A 13,006-nucleotide genomic window follows, 5' to 3' on the forward strand; every position below is an offset into this window, starting at 1 on the left:
GCAATGAAATTCCTGATGTCCGCAGTGATCGCACTGGGCGTGGCCGCCCCCGCCGGGGCCCGCGATGTGGTCGCTGAAGACAGCCATGGCATCACCGTAGCGGTGATGCAGGGCAACAGCGCGGCCCTGGAGCGGATCGGCAAATCCAATACCACGGCACGGCTGGCCGCACGTGCCGGCTACCACCGCACGCGTGGCGAAATCGCCCAGTCCAATCGCTGGGCCGACACCTGTATCGCCGACGCTGCCGTGGTGGCCGAAAAGAGCCAGGGGGTCATGTACCTGTGCCGGAGCCTGCGTGCCGGCAACCGTCTGCTGGAAGGCGACATCGCCGGCTGGGCCGCCGACATGCAGAAAGTCCGCGCGCTCTATCAACAGCATGTCGCGCCGTCGCTGCGTGCAGGCGAGGAAGTAAGCGGCATCACCGCCCCCGCGTTCGAGTCCTTCAGCCAATGGCCGCGATCGGCCACGCTGGCCGCACCGCCGCCTGCCGGAACCCGCCTGCCGCTGTCGGCCAAGGCCGGTGTTCCTGTCATCCGCGGCAAGATCCGGGGCGGCCAGGATGGAAAGCAGCGCGACATCGACTCCGATTTCATCATCGACACCGGCGCCACCCGTTCGCATATCAGCCGCAAGGCCGCACAGGCGATGGGCCTGGCGGTGACCGACGACTTCGCCACCGACAATTCGCGGCCCGGGCAGACCGTGGCGATCGGCCTGGCCGCTCCGGTCGATGTGCAGCTGGGCGATCTGCACTTCAGCAACGTCGCCTTCACGGTCACCGACCAGATCGAGTTCAACATCATCGGCCTGGACCTGCTGTACCGGCTGGGTCCGCTGGTGCTGCGGCCCACCGAGCTGGAGCTGCTGAAGGCACTGCCGGCCGATACCTGCCGGCAACCCCTGGCAACCACCTCTGCACTGTGGGGCGGCCAGTACTCGCTGCGCCTGCCGATGCGCATCGGCAAGCGCGACGAGCTCGTCCTGCTCGACACCGGCACCGATGTCGCACTGGAAGCCTCCGGCGTGAACCTGTCCACCTACCCACAGGCCAGCCTGGTGCAGCGACGCCGCTGGACGATGCACGGCCTGCAACCGGTCCGCTATGCCGAAGCCACCGCACCGGTCACGTTCAATGGCCGCACGGTCACCCTGCAGACCCAGGTCTCCGACCAACCGGCCAACGTGTTCCCGATCTCCTGGCGGGTGGGTTTCGGCCTGCGCGACGATTACGACTACTACGTGGACGTGGCCGGTGGCCATGGCTGCCTTGCGCCCCGAACCGCGCGATGATGTCCCTACCCATCCCACTCTCCGCAACGACGCGGCACCGCAGGCCACATGGAACCAGCCAGAAAGGATGAGACGGCGGATGTGATTCCGCTGTTCCGCAACGAAGCGATCGAGGCTGCCACGCAGCGCTTCGGCTCCCCGGTGCAGGCACCGGGTGTCGGCATGTGGCTGGCCACCGGCTTCGTGGTTGCGCTGCTGGGCCTGGCGGTACTGTTCCTGGTGACCACCTCGTTCCCGCGCAAGGAAACCGTATCCGGTGCGCTGGTCCCCTCGCGCGGCCTGTTGCCGATCATCAGCCAGCGCTCGGGCATCGTCAGCAACGTGCATGTGGAGGAAGGCGCGAAGGTCCGCCAGGGCGACCCCATCGTCAGCGTCTCGGTGGATTCGGTGATCGACACCGGCGAAAGCACCGGGGCCACCCTGTCCGGCATGGCCGAGCGCCTCACCCAGGCGTCGGTCGATCGCGAACGCGCCACCGAAGCATCCCTGGAAAGCCAGGAGGCCGGCATCCGCGAGCGCATGCTGGGCACCACCCGCCAGCTTTCGGTACTGCGTGACAACGTCACGCTGTACCAGCAACAGCAGGCCATCGCCGAGAAGACCGTGCACGACCTGGGCCGCCTGCGCGCGGACAAGCTGGTATCCGAACTGCAGTACCGCGACGCGGAGGTGCGGGTACTGAACGTGCGCCAATCGGTGGCCGAAGTGCAGACGCGCATTGCCCAGCTGGAACAGGAGCACGAGCAGATGCGGCACGAGCTGGGCCGCCTCAAGGCCGAGCGTGACGCCAACCGCGCCACCGCGCTGTCCGAACTGCTGGGCGCACGCGAGAAGGCGATCAACTACAAGCTGGGCACGCAGTTCAATCTGGTGGCGCAGTCCGCCGGGCAGGTCACCTGGCTGCAGGCCAAGCCGGGCGCCACGGTCACCGCCGGGCGCACGCTCGGGGTGATGATGCCGGAAGGCTCGCAGCTGTTCGCCGAGCTGTGGGTGCCCTCCTCGGCCATCGCCTTCGTCAATGTCGGCACCGACGTGCGGCTGATGTACGACGCCTTCCCCTACCAGAAGTTCGGCGTCGGCCGCGCCCGGATCGTCAAGATCGCGCGCTCACCGACATCACCGGAGGAACTGCCCGCCGACCTGCAGGCCGTGGAAAGCCAGTACCGCCTGCTGGCCGCGCTGGACGACCAGCAGATGCAGGCCTATGGCAAGGCACTGGCACTGACCCCGGGCATGCGCCTCAAAGCCGATCTGGTTCTGGAGAAACGTTCGCTGCTGGACTGGCTGCTGGAACCGCTGCTGGCGGCCAAACGACGGCAGGAATGAGATTGACGGTCGCCGTCGCGGAACTGCAATGCCCACGCTTCGCGCAGGCCTGGCGATGAGGTGGCTTCCATGTGGCGACTTGGCGGCCATCTCCAGGAACAGGAACGATGAACCTCAATCTCTCCCGGAAACATCTCCTGCTGCCGCTGTTGGCGTTGACCCTGTCACTCGCATTCCAGGCATCTGCTGAAGACGGCGCCCGAGGAAGGGACAGCAACGAGAATTCACTTGAAGACGTGATTCAGAAGCTTGCCGATGCCCCTTGGCCGCTGGGCTTCGATTTCTTCCAGAGCATGGGCGCACGTGAATTCATGCAGCAGGGCAACAGCAATACCGACCCCGTCGTTTTCAGGTCAAGCCCGATCGAGGCCCGCGATGGTTACCGGATCGCCTATACCGAGTTCCGGATCCATCCGCGCCTGGTGCAGGGAATCAGTTTCTTCTATGCCAAGCTGGAACAGGGTCATTGCTATCCCGCTGCGTCCTTGAAGGAAAAATACGCGCTTGAGCAGTTCATGTATCCGCCGAACCCGCACAATGCAGCCGCTGAACGAGTGAGCAGGGAATCTGCTTACGAGCTTCGTTCCAACGGGACTGTCCTGCACTTCACTACCGATGGATCCCGCGACGAGTGCCTGCTCAGCTTCTATCGCGCCGCACGCTAGGGATATGCGCCCCACCGTGCAGTGAAGGATGGCGTTTGTCGGGCGCTGGGCGCCCGGCAATTCTGGTTGGGTGCCCGCGTCGGCGTGGTTTCATTCCTGGCTGTAGCACGCCTCAAAGCCTGTCTGGTTCTGGAGAAGCGTTCGCTGCTGGACTGGCTGCTGGAGCCACTGCTGGCGGCGAAACGACGGCAGGAATGAGGTTGACGGTCGGCGCTGCTGTGGGCGCCGCTGCGGTGGGCTTGCGGGTATCGCCCACCACCCTGCCCTGATCGATGCGCACCAGACGGTCGGCCAGGCGCATGGTGTCGGGGCGGTGGGTGATCAGGATGCGGGTGATATCCAGCTGCGCCAGCGCCTGGTAGATGCGGCTCTCGCGCGCCACGTCCAGGTTCGCGGTGGCCTCATCCAGCACCAGGATGCTGGGCTTGCGGTACAGCGCGCGGGCCAGCAGCAGGCGCTGCTTCTGGCCACCGGAGAGGGTCGAGCCCATGTCGCCCACCAGCGTTTCCAGCTGCATCGGCATGCGCTGCACATCCTCCTTCACTGCCGCCATTTCCAGGCACTGCCAGACCAGCGCGATGTCCGGGCGCTCGGCGAAGAAAGTCACGTTCTCCACGATCGAACCGGTCAACAGCTCATCATCCTGCATCACCACGCCCATCCGCTGACGGACCACGCGCGGCCCCCAGCTGGCGATGTTCAGCCCGTCATAGAGCAGCTCGCCGGCGCTGGGCGGGTACAGCCCGGTCAGCACCTTCACCAGCGTGCTCTTGCCACAGCCGGACGGGCCGGTGATGGCCACGAACTCGCCCGGCGCAATGGCCAGGTTGATGTCCTTCAGCGCCGGCGCTTCCTGTGCCGAGTACTGGAAGTACACCGAACGCAGCTGGATGTGCCCCTCCATGCTGTCCGACGCCGAAGGATCCTTGCTGAAGCCCTCTTCGCTGGGACTGAGGGCAATATCGGCAATGCGGTCCGAATGCAGCTCGGTCAGGCGCCAGGCGATGCACTGGTCCACCAGCGTGGTCAGCCGGTTGCTCAGCTGCTGCCGGTAGGCCACGAAGGCATACAGCGCGCCTACTGTCAGCGTGTTGGCCAGTACCGCCTGGGCGCCGATGTAGACGATGGCCACCAGGCTGAGGCCATCAAGCAGGGTGCGCCCCGCGCCGATGCCAATCTGCAGGTTGGCGCTGTTCAACGAAGCACGCACCAGATCGGCGTACTTGTTGGCCCAGATCGATTCGCGCGAGAACTCGCCGCCCATGGTCTTGATCGACTGCATCGCGCGCAGCGTTTCGATGCGCGTCCCGCGCTCGGCGATGTTCGCCTGCAGACTGGCCATGCCCATCTTCATCGACATCGGGATGGCGGCCACCCGCATCAGTACGTACAGCCCCAGCGCAGTCAGTGCGACCAGACTCATCAGCGGCGAGTAGACGAACATCAGCACGATGATGCCCAGCGCCAGCACACCGTCCAGCAGTGCGCCGATGAGCCCGTTGGCGATCAGCTGGCGGATCGGGTCGATCGACTCCATCCGCGACAGCGCATCGGCCAGACGGCGTCGATGGAACCAGGTCAGCGGCAGGCTGACCAGATGATGGAACAGGCGCCGGCTCATGTCCCAGCCCATCAACGCCGACGCCCGCTGCAGCGTGACCCCGCGCAGCGCCTCGGCCAGGCTGTTGAACACGGCCACCGCACCGAACCCCAGCGCGAGCGCCATCAGGAAGCCGCGGTCGCCGCGCAGCACACCCTCGTCCACCGCCAGCTGCATGAAGAACGGTGACAACAGCACGAAGCCCTGCAGCAGCAGCGTATAGACCAGCGTATGGAACAGCGCGGTGCCGACGCCGCCCTTGAAGCGGATCATCGACCAGATGTTGAGCGGCGAACGCTGCTTGCGCGGCCGGAAGCTGGGCGAGGAACTGACCTCCACCGCGATGCCGGTGAAGGCCTGGGACAGCTCCGCTTCGCTGAAGGACAGCGATCCATGGGCCGGGTCGATGATGTGGTAGCGGCCGCGTGAGACCTTCTCCAGCACCACGAAATGATTGAGCTTCCAGTGCAGGATGGCCGGCGTGCCCAGATGCTGCAGATCGCTGGGCTCGCAGCGCACCGGCCGGCACTGCATGTCCAGCGCGCTGGCCAGCGCGATCAGCTGGTTCAGGTCCACACCGCGCTGGGAGTTGTGGTACTTGCGCCGCAGCTCGCTCATTTCCAGATCCGCGCCCAGCATGGACGAGCAGATCGCCAGGCATGCCAGCCCGCATTCGCTCACTTCAGACTGCACCCGCCAATAGCGCTTGTTGAACATCAGACATCCTCGTTCCGGTCGGGCATGGCCGGCTGCTGTCCCAGCCATGCATACAACTCGATTGCCGTGCAGTGCCAGGCGTACAGCCCTTCCCAGCGACCGTACAGTTCCGCCTCGCGCAGGCGCACTTCGTAGCCGCCACGGGACAGCACCGTCAGCACCTTCAGCGGGATGAAGCAGGCCTGCGGAAGCCCGGCGCGGTGCAGGCAGAAATTGAACAGCGCGCGCCCCAGCCGGCCATTGCCGTCGGCAAAGGCATGCGCATTGTTGGCCAGCGCCAGCAGCTGCACCGCAGACCGCAGGCCCTCAGCCGGATCGGGCGCGGCCCGTTGCCGCAGCAGCTCGTCCCAACGCGCGGCCCCCTGCAAGGCCGGCACCATCGGCAGCTGCGCGCGCCCATCACGGGCGCGGATCCATACCGGCCCGCTGCGCAGCGCGCCGTCACCGCCGGTGCTGAGCGAGACGAAGCGCTGTACATCGGCCATCGACAGCGGCCCCTGCACGGTGCGGTGCCACTGCCGATAGACGTCGGCCTCGGCCGCCTCCGCCGCAGCCAGCGCGGCCAGATCGAACGCCGGCATCTGCATGTGCGCCGACAGCGGATGGCGCAGCTGCTGCACCGCCGCCCGCAGCCGCGGATGCCCGCGATGGGACCACAGCGTTTCGCAGGGCTGCGCGCAGGGCAGCAGCGCGGGCAGCCTGAGGTTGCACGCCTGCAGCCGCTCTGCCAGCGCCGGGGACGGCGGCGGCGGCGGCAGCGGCATCAGCCCCCGTTCGGTGGCGACGGGGGCATCCGTGGGCGCGGTGGCGAGGCGTGCGGTCATCACTGCCCCGTCCCGGTACCCGGCAGCAACAGCACCAGGCCATGTTCGCGCGCCTCCGTGCCCGGCCGGCGCGATTGATACAACTGGGTGAAGTACGAGGTCAGCTTGACCATCAGCCACGGCTCGGCGTCGCACGGCACGAAACGCATGTCGATGTGTTCAAGCAGGAACTTGCGGGTCAGCCGCTGCAGGGCACGCCCCGGCTCGAAGCGGACGTCTGCCCGCGCACTGTAGAACACCACGATGTCCAGATCGTTCGGCACGGCATTGGAGACGTCCACGAAGCTGCCGCCCACCAGACAGCAGTGCACCTGCACCACCTGCGCCAGGTCGGCGAGTGCGCGCCCCAGCGCCGCCAGCCGCACCCGGCGCAGGCTGCTGCCGCCGAACGCGCGCTCGAAGGCCGCACGGTCGGCCAGCCAGGGTGAGGCATTGCCCGGTGTACTGGCAGCGATGGGCAGCAGGTACTGCGGCAGGCCCGCATCCACGATGTGCTGGAAGGGGGTTTCCACGGCGCCGGCGGGCGCGGCACCGGCCGGTCGGGCAGCGGGCGCCGGGCCCGCAACGCCCAGGTAGGCACGGATGCGCCCTGCCTGTGCGCGCACCAGCGCGGCCTGGTCCGGGAACACCGCGACCGAGACGTAGGCGAAGCGGTCGGCCACTGAAAGTGAAAGCGCATCGAATGCCTTGCGCACTGCGATGCGCTCGTCGGCGGGGAAATCACGCTCCGGGAAGCGGGCGGCATCGGCCGACGCCGCCGTCGGCGCCGAGCACCGCTGATACAACCCGGCGTTGACGATGGCCAGATCCAGATCGGAAAACGCGGGATCGAAAGCCGCGCCATCGCGCAGCGAAAAGCCGAAGCGGGCCGAGCCGACAATCTGCACATCGGCCACCGGCACCGCCAGCAGCTGGCTCACTCCCCGCAGCAGCGGCGCAAGGCTTTCGCTGTCGCCTGCACACAGTGCCGGCCCATCCAGCGCGGCCTCGGCGATCTGCTCGGCCGCCACACTGCGCGCGTGCTGTTCGCGAATCCATTCAGCGTAGTTCATCAGGCATCCAGGCCAACGGTGGAACGTCTCAACGCTAGCATATCCACGCGTCGGGCTTGTGCACGCAGCCCCGCAAATACATGCCTGAACAGGCAGCGCAATGCGTCGGACCAGTACCGCTGCCGCAGAGCGTGGTCTACTGTCGTCCCCCAAGGATGAGGCACATCGCATGATCCACCCCCGTTCCGCGCTCGGAAGCGCGTTGCCGCTGGCCCTGCTGGCCCTGCTCTCGGCCTGCCAGAGCGAGAAGGTCGGCGAGTTCTTCAACCCTCCGCAGGAGGTGCAGGCGCACAGCGAGTTCCGTGTCAGCGGGCTGCCGGCGCTGGCCTACCCGAACCTGGTCTCGTCGGCTTCGGTGGAAGGCGGGCAGGCCCGCGTCGATGGCAACGGCCCTGGTTACATGGATCTCCAGTTCTTCCCCATCACCTCCGCCGATGCGCTGGACAGCACCGACGCTGCGTGGGCCCGGCAATCGCAGTACCGCGCGCCGGATCTTTCCGGTATCGACTTCAGCACGCAGTTCGCCTTCCTGGTGGCGCACCCGGAGCTGTCCGGCTATGCCGCGATGACCAGCGGCCAGTACGCCACGTTCTTCAGCACGGTGAAGGTGGCGTACCTGGACGACCGCGTCGTGGTGCATCTGGACGCCAGCCGGCTGGGCAACATCAATCCGATCACGGCCCTGGGCAGCCCCTGGGCCGGCAAGCTGTACACCCTTGAACGGCGCGGCCGGACACAGCTGGAAGTGAAGCTTTACGAGAACCGCTACCGGTTCACGCTGGTGCCGGACACCGCGCCTCCGATGGCGCCCTAGCGGACCTTGTACAGCACCGCGGCGCCAGGGCGCGGCTCGAAGGCCGGCACGATCTGCTGGCTCAGCGCCCTGCCCTGGGCATCCCACACCAGGGTTTCCACCGGGTACTCGTCCTTGCGCGTCATCGCGTCGATCTGGCCGATGACCACGGTCGCTGCCGCTGGAACGTCCGGGTTCCAGCCGAACACACCTACCCGGCCGTAGAACACGGCCGGCGCGCTGGCGTCCAGGCGCCGGTCCGGGCACATCACCAGGCCACGATCCAGCATCACCCGCAGCGCGCCGACCGGGACCTTCTTCACCGTGGGCGTGGTGCGCTCGGCGCTGTGGCCGGGGCAGACATTGGCGGCGCGGGTGACCATGTGTTCGGCCACCTCGCGATCAGACTGGGCGCAGGCCAGCGTGGGGGCGAGGCAGAGTGCGAGCAGCGTGAGCGAGGACATCCGGGTCATTGCAGGTTCCTGTTCGGGGTGCGCAGCGACCTTAGCAATGGCGGACGGCGGAAATGCAAACGAGGCGTGAGGGACAACAGGCGGCTCAGGGAACGAGGCAGCGCTCGATCTGCAGCGACAGCGCATGGCAGGCATCGAACATGCCATGGACCAGCGCCGCCGAGGGATAACAGTCGGGATCGTCGTTTTCCCGGGCCACGTGGGATGCCTGCAGCACTGCCGTCAGCGCGGTGATACCGGATGCGCATCGGGTCGCCAGGGCCAGATCGAACGCACGCCCCGGGCTGAGGCGGGTTTCGGTCCAGGGCTGGCCATCCGCGCGCAGGTTCCTGCCATGGCCCAACAGATGAGTGAAGAACGCGGACGGTGGCGAGGACGCGGCGGCATCGCTGAGGGCGTCCTCCATCTTTTCAGCAAGGGTGTTGGGAAGATCACGCAGCGCATCGCCGAGCAGGGCGTGCAGGCGGGGATAGTCGGGGCGCAGATCAGGCATGGCGGCAACCTCACAGATGGGCCACCCGCAAAGGCAAGGTGGCGGACGGTGCGGGTTGGCGTGCCGGATACATGCCGCAGGAAGCCGGCGGATCAGTGATCCCCACGCACCATCCGCCGTGAACTGGCAGAGTGATGCATTGTCGCGATTGCAGTTTTCACCGCAACCGCGACGCCGCGCGTCATGTAAGTTCGGGACGCCAATCCCGGCCAGGGCGGGTGCCTTGGCGCGGCCATCGTTTGCCCTGCGCGGCCTCTGGAAAAGAGGCAGATGCGGCATTTGGCGCAGCACGCGACAGAGCGCCGCGAGTGAAGCATCAACTTGTGACCGCTTTCACTCGACGTCGCTGACCGAGGCACGCCTGCGTTGATCCAGAACCCGCAGCACCACGGCGGGTCGCGACACAGTGCGGCCTGCCATCCGCCTCGCCGCCTATTCAGCCAACCCGACCTGAACCGGCGCATCATGGAGCCCTGGTCTGCAATGGAAGCGAACCATGGGACGGAACTGGATTGTGATGGGGGACCCGACCTCCAGCGGCGGACGGGTCATCACGGCCTCAAGTGAAACCGACATCGGCGGCATCGGCGTCGCGCGGGTCAGCGACAAGGCGACCTGCCCTACCCTGCATAAAGGCGTCTTTCCAATTGTTGAAGGCGATGCCACCTTGATGGTGGACGGCCAGCCGGTGGCGTTGCACGGCAGCGCGCTGGCCTGCGGCTGCCGGGTGTTGTCCAGCCAACAGGCCGCGGTGCATGTCACGGGGGGCGGAGGGGGTGGTGGCGGCGGCGGGGCCGCAGGCGGTGCCGGCAAGGCGGCCGCGGTCGCGGTCGCCAGCACGGCCGCACAGCTGGCGCGCGCACTGCCCACCGCGTTCGATCAGGCCATCCGTTTTCTCGGCCTGCAGGGCGCACCGTTGGCCGAGGTGCCGTACACGCTGCATCTGGCCGATGGGCAGACCCTTTCCGGCACCACCAATGCGCAGGGCGAGACGGCGCGGGTATCGACCGCGCAGAGCCAGGCCATCGTGCGTGCCGAACTGCGCCCGCCGACACAGCCGACCGGCTGCTGTGCGCGCACGGCACCGGCCAGCACCGACGAAGCAGAAGTGTTCGATGTGGACGGTGTGGTGACCACCGCCGAGGGCATGGGCACCTCCGTGGTACCGGTAAGTGCGCCTGGCCACGAACGCGCCATGACCGCCGGCGAGATCGAGATGGCACGCCTGGTGTTCGGCGATGCAGTCGACTACAGCACCGTGAAAGTCCACAACCACGGCTACTGGATGTTCTTCGGCTTCCAGGACAAGGACACCGCCGTGACGCCCAACGGGCAGATGTATTTCCCGAAGGGTATCTATCGGGAGGATTACTCGCTGGATACCGTGAGATTCCAGGCGTTCTTCATCCATGAGATGGCCCACGTCTGGCAGTATCAGCTTGGCTACAACGTCAAGCTGGTGCGGGCACCCCGGCCGAACATGAGCTACGACTACGTGCTTGACGAGACGCGGCTGCTGCATGACTACAACATGGAGGCCCAGGGTGACATTCTGGCGGACTACTTCCTCGTCACGTTCCGTGGCTCACAGTCGAGCATGAACAACACGCGTTATCGCGCGACGGCTGGCATCGGCGCACAACTCGAGCGCGCGCTCTCCCAGTTCCTGGCCGACCGCAGCAGCAAGGACAACCTCCCGAGGACGACCCGATGATGCGACTACAACTGCCGGTGGCTCTGCTGGGGCTGCTCCTGCCGATGATGGCCAGCTGCTCCTCGCCAGCCGGTCGCTACCAGCAGGCGACGATACAGAGCCGTGAGGGTGTGCCCTGCTTCGGCGTGCCCGATACCCATGAAACGCGCGTCAACGCCCCCCTTGTCACTGGCGTGTCCGTGATGGAAGTGGGCACCGGCGGCACCCCGCTATGGGAACATGATTTTCTGCGCGAGGGCACAACCGAACCTGCGCTGCCCCCCAGCCAGTGCCTCACCTACGGCGAGGGCGCGGCATCCGCCCCCGCGCTGCGGCCGGGCAAGCGCTACCAGGTGGAGATATGGGGGCGCACACCTGGCACGCCGGGCAAGAAGAATGAAGCACAGGCGCGTGTGTTCAGTGCCTGCTTCCACATGGTGGACGTGGCCGGCAAAAGCATGAAACCCGTCATATCGGACTGCGCGACTGCACTCTCGTCCGGACCGCCACCCGTACGCGAAGACGGCATGTAGCAGATGCCACTTCGAGGTGACCCGTTGATGCGACAGACGGTGGCCTTGGTGTTCCTGCTGTTGCCAATGATGGCCGCGGGTTCACAGCCACAGGGGACCTATCAGCGCGCCACGATCCAGGCACACGATGGCGTACCGTGTCTTGGCGTGCCTGACACGCGTGAGACACGTGCTGCCCCGCCGATTATCGCAGGCGTGACAGTGACAGAAGTTGGCAAGGGACATCCGCCTGTCTGGCAGCGCATCTTTCTTCGCGAAGGGTCTACCGAGCCTGCGCTGGGTCCTGGTCAGTGTCTGCCGTACGGTCAGGAGGGAGAGCCTGCACTCGGCACAGCTTTGCGTGCGGGAAAGCACTATAGGGTGGTTGTTTCCGGCTACACCCCGGGTACCTCCGGCACCACGAATGGTGCGGAGAAGCGTGTGTTCAGCGCCTGCTTCTACATGGTGGAAGCGGCTGATGCTGTGAGACCTATCGAATCGGACTGCTCAACTGCGTCTTCTGCCGGCATGCCCTTGGGAAGGCGCAGAGTTCAATCCGAAACCCACGACAAACACCCTCGTTGAACTAATCTTGATCAACCCAACCATGTAAATGCAATCGCGGGAAGGAGCAAGGGATGCACTTCTTCTACTTGGACGAGTCGGGCGATACCGGCGCGAACTTGGCGGACGCCCAGCAACCAGTATTTGTGCTTGGAGGGGTCAACCTGCGCGATGAAGGGTGGAACACAACCTACGCCGCTTTGTCCGACCTCCTCAACGACTATTTCGGCGGTGCACCTCCAGCTGCCTTCGAGCTACATGGGTGCGAGTTGCTTTCGCCCAATGGTGAAGGTCCCTTTGCGGGCCACCTGATTGAGCGGCGCTTGCAACTTGTACGAGATCTTCTCAGCGTAATCGAGTCGCGGAAGCATCACGTCCACTACATTGCCATAGACAAGTCGAAACTTGCAGCCGCCCTCGCGATCAATGTCGCCGCCCTTCCCACCCACGCAAGCACGCCCTATACCCTCGCGTACGACTACATGATTACCGAGATCGACCATAGGGTTTCAGAAGGTCTGGGCCGCACAGCGAGGGGGATGCTGATTATCGACAAGAAGGATGAGCACACTCATGCCATTGCGGAAATAACCCAACGACGCCGCTTCGGGAGTCCAGTGGCGTGCAGAACCAAGTGGATTGCCGAGTTCAGCTATCCCCTCGACTCGACACGCAATCTCCTCGTCCAGCTGTCGGACCTAGTAATCCTCTGCCTCCGGCGCTTCTTTGAGATTGAGGGCGGGTACAAGCCGGACACCCCGGCGGTCGTACGACAGTTCTATGCCGAGTGCTTTCGTCGGCTTTACCAAAGAACGCCAATTAAAAAGTTGGCTCTACATAAGGGCGCGGCGAATGCGACTCTCAACGCCCTGCTCGACGGCACGTGCTGCCGCCCAGCTCGCAACGTCGCCAAGAGGTACGGAATCCCCGCCTAACTCACGGTCGGCCTGGAGTGCCAGCTCCATGCCCCCCAGCCGCCTAGCAGCCCGACCGAACCTATC

At 65.8% G+C, this 13,006-nt stretch carries 12 protein-coding genes; 7 read left to right on the forward strand and 5 right to left on the reverse strand.

The genetic code is table 11. The features are described 5' to 3' along the window. Positions 1–3: 3 nt before the first annotated feature. From N8888_RS11705 to N8888_RS11715, 3 genes are all read left to right on the forward strand, one after another. The gene (locus N8888_RS11705) at positions 4–1,293 is read left to right on the forward strand and encodes a retropepsin-like aspartic protease (protein WP_263174934.1); all 1,290 of its coding nucleotides are present in this window, start codon (positions 4–6) and stop codon (positions 1,291–1,293) included. A gap of 48 nt (positions 1,294–1,341) precedes the next feature. Then, positions 1,342–2,619, forward strand: coding sequence for an HlyD family secretion protein (locus tag N8888_RS11710; protein WP_080375280.1), 1,278 nt, complete (start codon positions 1,342–1,344; stop codon positions 2,617–2,619). A gap of 107 nt (positions 2,620–2,726) precedes the next feature. Continuing rightward, positions 2,727–3,284: a hypothetical protein gene (locus N8888_RS11715; RefSeq protein WP_263174936.1), complete on the forward strand. Its 558-nt coding sequence runs from the start codon at positions 2,727–2,729 to the stop codon at positions 3,282–3,284. A gap of 112 nt (positions 3,285–3,396) precedes the next feature. Here the strand turns inward: N8888_RS11715 and N8888_RS11720 are convergent, their stop codons facing one another. The 3 genes from N8888_RS11720 to N8888_RS11730 are packed head-to-tail and all read right to left on the reverse strand — an operon-like array spanning position 3,397 to position 7,477. Beyond that, positions 3,397–5,601: a peptidase domain-containing ABC transporter gene (locus N8888_RS11720; protein ID WP_065176244.1), complete on the reverse strand. Its 2,205-nt coding sequence runs from the start codon at positions 5,599–5,601 to the stop codon at positions 3,397–3,399. Then, entirely contained in the window at positions 5,601–6,425 is an 825-nt protein-coding gene (locus tag N8888_RS11725; RefSeq protein ID WP_111187023.1) for a Fic family protein, read from the reverse strand. The genes N8888_RS11720 and N8888_RS11725 overlap by 1 nt, the downstream gene beginning before the upstream one ends. Next, positions 6,425–7,477 carry a DUF6932 family protein gene (locus N8888_RS11730; protein ID WP_111187024.1) on the reverse strand — a complete coding sequence of 351 codons (1,053 nt, stop codon included), beginning with the start codon at positions 7,475–7,477 and terminating at the stop codon, positions 6,425–6,427. Before N8888_RS11730 ends, N8888_RS11725 begins: the two co-directional genes overlap by 1 nt. A 169-nt stretch (positions 7,478–7,646) precedes the next feature. Here N8888_RS11730 and N8888_RS11735 point away from each other — a divergent pair, with 169 nt between their 5' ends. Then, positions 7,647–8,291: a hypothetical protein gene (locus tag N8888_RS11735; protein ID WP_263174938.1), complete on the forward strand. Its 645-nt coding sequence runs from the start codon at positions 7,647–7,649 to the stop codon at positions 8,289–8,291. Here the strand turns inward: N8888_RS11735 and N8888_RS11740 are convergent. Then, positions 8,288–8,719, reverse strand: coding sequence for a hypothetical protein (locus N8888_RS11740; RefSeq protein ID WP_181452144.1), 432 nt, complete (start codon positions 8,717–8,719; stop codon positions 8,288–8,290). The genes N8888_RS11735 and N8888_RS11740 overlap by 4 nt on opposite strands. A gap of 109 nt (positions 8,720–8,828) precedes the next feature. Then, on the reverse strand, positions 8,829–9,236 hold the full coding sequence (locus tag N8888_RS11745) for a hypothetical protein (RefSeq protein WP_263174940.1): 408 nt from the start codon (positions 9,234–9,236) through the stop codon (positions 8,829–8,831). A gap of 517 nt (positions 9,237–9,753) precedes the next feature. Here N8888_RS11745 and N8888_RS11750 point away from each other — a divergent pair. The 3 genes from N8888_RS11750 to N8888_RS11760 all read left to right on the forward strand — a co-directional run bounded on the left by N8888_RS11750 (position 9,754) and on the right by N8888_RS11760 (position 12,940). After that, complete coding sequence (locus N8888_RS11750) at positions 9,754–10,950, forward strand: PAAR domain-containing protein (protein WP_263174942.1); 1,197 nt, start codon at positions 9,754–9,756, stop codon at positions 10,948–10,950. Further along, on the forward strand, positions 10,947–11,462 hold the full coding sequence (locus N8888_RS11755) for a hypothetical protein (RefSeq protein ID WP_263174943.1): 516 nt from the start codon (positions 10,947–10,949) through the stop codon (positions 11,460–11,462). Before N8888_RS11750 ends, N8888_RS11755 begins: the two co-directional genes overlap by 4 nt. Positions 11,463–12,079: 617 nt before the next feature. Continuing rightward, positions 12,080–12,940, forward strand: a complete 861-nt coding sequence (locus N8888_RS11760; protein ID WP_263174944.1) for a DUF3800 domain-containing protein — start codon at positions 12,080–12,082, stop codon at positions 12,938–12,940. Positions 12,941–13,006 lie beyond the last annotated feature (66 nt).

The organism is Stenotrophomonas maltophilia (genome assembly GCF_025642255.1).
GTDB lineage: Bacteria > Pseudomonadota > Gammaproteobacteria > Xanthomonadales > Xanthomonadaceae > Stenotrophomonas > Stenotrophomonas maltophilia_P.

Bases quoted from the DNA above. Each gene is read 5' to 3' on its own strand.
- N8888_RS11750 (WP_263174942.1), top strand. From the start codon at position 9,754: ATGGGGGACCCGACCTCCAGCGGCGGACGGGTCATCACGGCCTCAAGT.
- N8888_RS11720 (WP_065176244.1), bottom strand. From the start codon at position 5,601: ATGTTCAACAAGCGCTATTGGCGGGTGCAGTCTGAAGTGAGCGAATGC.
- N8888_RS11760 (WP_263174944.1), top strand. From the start codon at position 12,080: ATGCACTTCTTCTACTTGGACGAGTCGGGCGATACCGGCGCGAACTTG.
- N8888_RS11715 (WP_263174936.1), top strand. From the start codon at position 2,727: ATGAACCTCAATCTCTCCCGGAAACATCTCCTGCTGCCGCTGTTGGCG.
- N8888_RS11730 (WP_111187024.1), bottom strand. From the start codon at position 7,477: ATGAACTACGCTGAATGGATTCGCGAACAGCACGCGCGCAGTGTGGCG.
- N8888_RS11755 (WP_263174943.1), top strand. From the start codon at position 10,947: ATGATGCGACTACAACTGCCGGTGGCTCTGCTGGGGCTGCTCCTGCCG.
- N8888_RS11735 (WP_263174938.1), top strand. From the start codon at position 7,647: ATGATCCACCCCCGTTCCGCGCTCGGAAGCGCGTTGCCGCTGGCCCTG.
- N8888_RS11710 (WP_080375280.1), top strand. From the start codon at position 1,342: ATGGAACCAGCCAGAAAGGATGAGACGGCGGATGTGATTCCGCTGTTC.
- N8888_RS11725 (WP_111187023.1), bottom strand. From the start codon at position 6,425: ATGACCGCACGCCTCGCCACCGCGCCCACGGATGCCCCCGTCGCCACC.
- N8888_RS11745 (WP_263174940.1), bottom strand. From the start codon at position 9,236: ATGCCTGATCTGCGCCCCGACTATCCCCGCCTGCACGCCCTGCTCGGC.
- N8888_RS11705 (WP_263174934.1), top strand. From the start codon at position 4: ATGAAATTCCTGATGTCCGCAGTGATCGCACTGGGCGTGGCCGCCCCC.